The following is a 5,034-nucleotide window of genomic DNA, read 5'->3' as shown; positions in this document are numbered from 1 at the left end:
CCGACCATATTCAGAAGCCCAATTGGGCTGAACAGTCTTTACTTTACCACTGGAAGTTGTAATTCGGGGAAGCTTACATCTGAGGAAGGTCTTATACTGCATCGTGTCTAAGTGACGCCATTCCCGTGAGGGTGCATGATCATAAACCCGGCAAAGCTCCCCTGTTTCAGCATCTTCCAACTCGTCCAAAACACACTCAATTTGGATATATATCTCTTCTTGTTTAAAATCAGTTTCTACCGATTCTACAAACCATCCATCTTCTAATTGAAGCAACTTGGTGAAAAGTCCCTCTGTAAACATGTTTTTGACCAAAGGTAGGAATTCCATTAAATTCGTGGTAGAACCAATCCAGAAAGCAACTTCATTGATTAAATTCAAAAGATCTTCTTTGGTTTGAAGCCTTTCAAAACCTATTCTTAAATCCTTAATCTGAATATCAGTGAGTGTCATATGTTTTATTAAAAAGTTCTTAAAAGCCTGCCGCTATATTCTCCGTTTATGAGATTCTAAACTATAATAATTAAGACAATTCAATTTAAATAAGTATTCTTCAAACACTTAAATAAAAACGGATTACTCTCAACCATTCATCCCGAATTATTTCGGGACACCAACCGATCTGAAACCATCTTGCGACGCCTTCCAGTTGGCACAAATCAATAGCTTGCAGCAGGCCTTCAAAGAACAATGCACAAAAGAAGAATTTTTCTGTGCAGTCAAACTTCACAGTAAATTTTCTTTTCCTATTTTTTCAAAAGTTTTGGGAAACCCATTTCAAAATCAAACACTCATTTCCCTAACGGATTGAAAGTAACCAAAAATGTCAACTAACAAAAACGCCCTAATAAGATATAAAGTCCTAGATAATTGCTTTCGCAATCCCGGAAAGCGTTACTTCATTGATAATCTGATTGAAGCGTGCGAAAAAATGTTGGCGGAAATTGATCCGGATACCAAAGGAATTAGCCGAAGACAAATTTTCGATGATATCTCTTTCATGGAAAGCTCAGAAGGTTGGTCCATTGAGCTGGAGCGACACAAGGACGGCAAGAAAGTTTTTTACCGCTATAAAGACCTTTCTTTCTCCATTAATAACATGCCTCTCAATGAAGTGGAAATCAATCAGCTCAAAGAGGCGGTTGACATACTAACTCAGTTTAAGGGAATGCCTCAGTTTGAATGGATCAGTGAGATGGTACCCAAACTAAGGCAAGGAATAACCCTAGGTGAATCTGAACAAAAACTTATGGAATTTGAATCCAATGAATACTTAAAGGGTAAAGATCATTTGGGAGTACTTTATAATGCACTTCGGTATAAGAAACCATTGAAAGTAAAGTATCACCCCTATCAAGACGAAGCTTCTCATGAACTGATTCTTCACCCGTATTTTTTGAAGCAATTTAATGGGAGGTGGTTTTTGTTTGGATTCAATCCAGCTTCAGGTAAATCAGACTGGAATCTTGCTATTGATCGGATTTTGGAAATAGAAGAACTATCCATCCCCTTCATACATAATACCGAAGTCAACTGGACTGAATATTTTGACGATATGATCGGTGTTACTAAAACTGATGGAGAAGAAATTCAAAATATAACCCTTCACTTTTTTGGGAAAACGGGGAAATACATTCAAACCAACCCACTGCATGGATCCCAAAAAGATAAATGGATTGATTCCAAAACCTTGGAAGTTAGGCTTGAGGTAATTCCAAATTATGAACTAGAAAGGGTGATTCTTTCCTATGCTGATTCAGTCAAGGTGATCGAACCAACATCAATTATCAAAAAAATTGCTTCACGAATAAAAAATTCGCTTTCTCAATACCCGGAAGATCAACTCTGAATCTGCGCTTTCGACCCAAGATAGAAAGGTATCCACTCCCCATTTTCCAGTGCCTTTTTTCGGATATCAATATGTGTGGTCAGTATATCAAATCGCCGCTCGAATTCGGGTACTTCATTAAATTCGACTATCCGATCCAGTTCTGCCTCTGTCAGGGCGAAGTACTTTTCCACCAGCATCTTTTGGGTAGGATAAAACCAATCATCCATCCACTTGCCAACTTCAGAAATTAGCCCACCTCTTAGATTAAACTCACTTCCAAAATTCCAATAATACCCAGATTCATCGATCTCAATTTTTCGATGAAAGAAAAGCAAGGAGTGATTAAGAATTTCTTCGATTTTTAGAATTCCTGACATTAGTTTCTCTTCATTTTCTTCCCTATTCAATCTCGAAAACTCAAGAATCTCGAACTGGGCAAGCATCTGAAAAACCTCAATTACTTCACCTAGATCCTGATAGTTGAATTTAAATTTTGTCCAACTCAGAACTTCGGTGAAATCATCATTTTCACAGATGTATTCATAGGTTGACTTATGCCGAAGCAGCCAATTCACAGCTTCCTCCCATCCGCTGGATTTATTTGACATGGATGCAAGTTCGCTTTGTGCCCGGATCGCCTTATTTACATGGATCAAATATTCAGGAGTTTTAGGGAAGTCAATCTCTTCGTCCTTGAAAATAAAAACCTCATAGTGCTCTCCGAGCTCTCCTGTGTCTTCATTGGTCAGGAAGTAATTGCATTTGAAAATCTCCGTGATATCAATAACCTGATCATTATCCTTTGGCTCAATGATAAACCGTAAGTCAAAAAAATTACGAGAAACGTCTCCGATAAACCTGTACCCCGTTCTCGCCAATTCCGGATTGCATTCTGAATTACAACATGCACCCGGAAAAACCATTAAACTGGAGTCACCGGACTTTTGCAGTTCCTCAAAGATCCCCTCGATTTTATTGAGAAAAACTTCCTTACTGGCATTCTGGTATTCATGCTCCTCCTTCAAATACAGCCGGAGTCCTTCAATGTCCATCGCAGCAAAACAGTCGAGAATGAGTTGGAGGTAAGTTTTCACAGATTAAGACAGGCGTAATTTTTTCAGAAGATATTATTTTTCGGGACAGGTTCAAAAGCCCTCAGTTTTTTGACTCCCGGGCTTTAGCTTAAGCTCCACAAAAAAACGAAAGAATGATGAAGTCATGCTGCACTGATCAAATCGTCTAAGGATGTTTGTTTACGAAAAGCGAAGAAAAAAACTTGTCATGAGTTTATAATTTGATTTTTAAAGGCCACATAGCCTGTCCCGATTTTTCTTCGGGAGAATCTCGTATGGCTGATACTCATCCCTCTGAGTATCACTTTGGGTCAAGCTTGATTTCATTTGAATTAGGCTCTTCACTCACAATACTCCACCCATTCCCTTTCTACCTCAATCTTTCTCGCCTCTGCGTTTTCACCTTTGGGATAATAGAACAGGGCCAAATCTTTTCCTAAGGCATGGATCAATTTGGATTTCATTCTTGAAAGCTTTTCACTGGCTGAGTTGCTAAATGGATTACTCAAGAATGCAATATTGGCCTCTATCAAAGTTGGATCACTTCCATTATATAAACCTGCATAAATCCTTTTTAGCTCAGGTTTGAAATCATTAAGCTCAACCAATTTAATCCCCTCAGGATGGTTCAGGTAAAATAGAAAAAGGGTTTTTTCCAGAGGATTGAATTTTACCTCCAAGTTGCCAAGCTCCGGAAAAATGATTCGTTTGCTTTCTCCTTTGACTTGAAGTTTCAATGGTTTGGGATCCAATTTCCACCTGCTTTTGAATAGCATCTGATCCCGAATTCCTTCAATTATTGACAAAACTTGGCGTATGACGGCTCTGTCCACATTCCTTCTATCCATCAAATCCATGCAAGCAGGACAGATATCCGCTGTGCGAAGCTTCAGGGAAACCTTCTTTTTATCTGCACAGAAATCATTCATACAGCCACGGGCCTCCTTGTGCATATAGGCATTTAAATCACTGTAATTTGTAAATGTGAGCCGTTTTAAAACAGCAGAAACTACATGATAGGCCACCGGATACCGATGATCACTCCCCGTGTAGTACTCCCAGAAAGCCGTATGAACAAATAAGTTGCGCTGTCCCTTTGGATCACCTGCCGTAAACCAGCCATATTCATTGGAATGCTCGGTCAACAAAACGATAAAATCATTTTCGGAAATCCTCTGGCTGGTTCGATACTCCTGGCATTGATCAAAAATGGTGTCCCATGAAACTTTATGATAGACCTCCGTCTTTTCTAATAGACTCAATGAGATGGACGAATCCCTGGATTCGAAAACCCTCAACGCATCCAATTTCTGATTTTTTAGTTCAATGTCAGAAATTGATATCTCCTCCAGCTGATCCTGCGGGATTTCCAAGTGTTTTTCTTGGGTTCTGAATTGAAGCGGACCTTGAAAGGTTTTCAATAATTCCAGTACCTCCCAGAATTTTTCAGCGGAGTATTCATGAGAACGAATCAACCAGATCGTATGCATTTTTGAAGAATTGATGGTTTGAAAAATCCCGGCGTGTTACAGCCAGGATTTATATTACTCAATCTTTGCCAAAAACCAAGGCCTTAAATCCAAAAGGCATATATGCTTTTAGACCCTTGACAGTGTTTTAATAAGGACTTACGTAAATAGTTTCAGGATAATCTCCTTCAAATACATATTTTGTAACTGGACACAACCAAATCTCAAAGACAAAGTCAGGGTCATTATCTTCGAGCTTGTAATAAGCTCCTGAATCAACCGCAGGATGTCCTACACTTTCTAGATAGGCGTCATCCTTATCAATAGCTGTTCTGGAGCTGCTACATTTGATTGGACAGTAAGTTAAGCCCCTTAACTTAGAATCAATGAAAGAAGGAACAAGAAGAAGTTTTGACAAGGAATTCAAGAAAATGGTTGTTGAGCTTCACAAGAATGGTAAAACATCCAATGAGATCGGTAGAGAGCTGGGAATACCCGGAGATATGGTTCGCCGCTGGAGCAGAGAGTTTGAATCCCATGGTGATCAAAGCTTTGCAGGAAAGGGTAAAGCTATCCTAAGTCCCGAACAGCGAGAAATAGCGGAGTTGAAGAAAGCCTTGAAAGAGGCTCAGATCGAGCGGGACATCCTAAAAAAGGCCGT

At 39.3% G+C, this 5,034-nt stretch carries 5 protein-coding genes and 1 pseudogene; 2 read left to right on the top strand and 4 right to left on the bottom strand.

Annotated features, from left to right (window positions below; translation table 11 throughout):
- A pseudogene (locus BLQ81_RS21665) lies at positions 1-453 on the bottom strand (hypothetical protein); the annotation flags it as partial.
- 370 nt (positions 454-823) lie between these two features.
- Here BLQ81_RS21665 and BLQ81_RS21660 point away from each other — a divergent pair.
- Positions 824-1,849 (top strand): helix-turn-helix transcriptional regulator, encoded by a 1,026-nt coding sequence (locus BLQ81_RS21660; protein WP_092735190.1) that lies wholly within the window; start codon positions 824-826, stop codon positions 1,847-1,849.
- Here the strand turns inward: BLQ81_RS21660 and BLQ81_RS21655 are convergent.
- The 3 genes from BLQ81_RS21655 to BLQ81_RS23225 form a co-directional block, all read right to left on the bottom strand.
- Complete coding sequence (locus tag BLQ81_RS21655; protein WP_139183709.1) at positions 1,840-2,925, bottom strand: hypothetical protein; 1,086 nt, start codon at positions 2,923-2,925, stop codon at positions 1,840-1,842. The two genes, BLQ81_RS21660 and BLQ81_RS21655, sit on opposite strands and share 10 nt — an antisense overlap.
- Positions 2,926-3,245: 320 nt before the next feature.
- The gene (locus tag BLQ81_RS21650) at positions 3,246-4,394 is read right to left on the bottom strand and encodes a hypothetical protein (RefSeq protein WP_092735184.1); all 1,149 of its coding nucleotides are present in this window, start codon (positions 4,392-4,394) and stop codon (positions 3,246-3,248) included.
- A 127-nt stretch (positions 4,395-4,521) separates the two neighbouring features.
- Complete coding sequence (locus BLQ81_RS23225; protein WP_407640255.1) at positions 4,522-4,791, bottom strand: DUF6717 family protein; 270 nt, start codon at positions 4,789-4,791, stop codon at positions 4,522-4,524.
- Between BLQ81_RS23225 and BLQ81_RS21645 the strand changes: the two genes are divergently transcribed.
- The coding region (locus BLQ81_RS21645) for a transposase (protein WP_139183666.1) at positions 4,760-5,034 on the top strand (275 nt) is incomplete at its 3' end. The genes BLQ81_RS23225 and BLQ81_RS21645 overlap by 32 nt on opposite strands.

This window comes from Algoriphagus alkaliphilus (assembly GCF_900103735.1).
Classification (GTDB): domain Bacteria; phylum Bacteroidota; class Bacteroidia; order Cytophagales; family Cyclobacteriaceae; genus Algoriphagus; species Algoriphagus alkaliphilus.
This window is presented reverse-complemented; position numbering and strand designations above follow the sequence as displayed.

Excerpts from the sequence above, each read along its gene's own strand:
- BLQ81_RS21660 (WP_092735190.1), top strand. The coding sequence starts at position 824 with ATGTCAACTAACAAAAACGCCCTAATAAGATATAAAGTCCTAGATAAT.
- BLQ81_RS21650 (WP_092735184.1), bottom strand. The coding sequence starts at position 4,394 with ATGCATACGATCTGGTTGATTCGTTCTCATGAATACTCCGCTGAAAAA.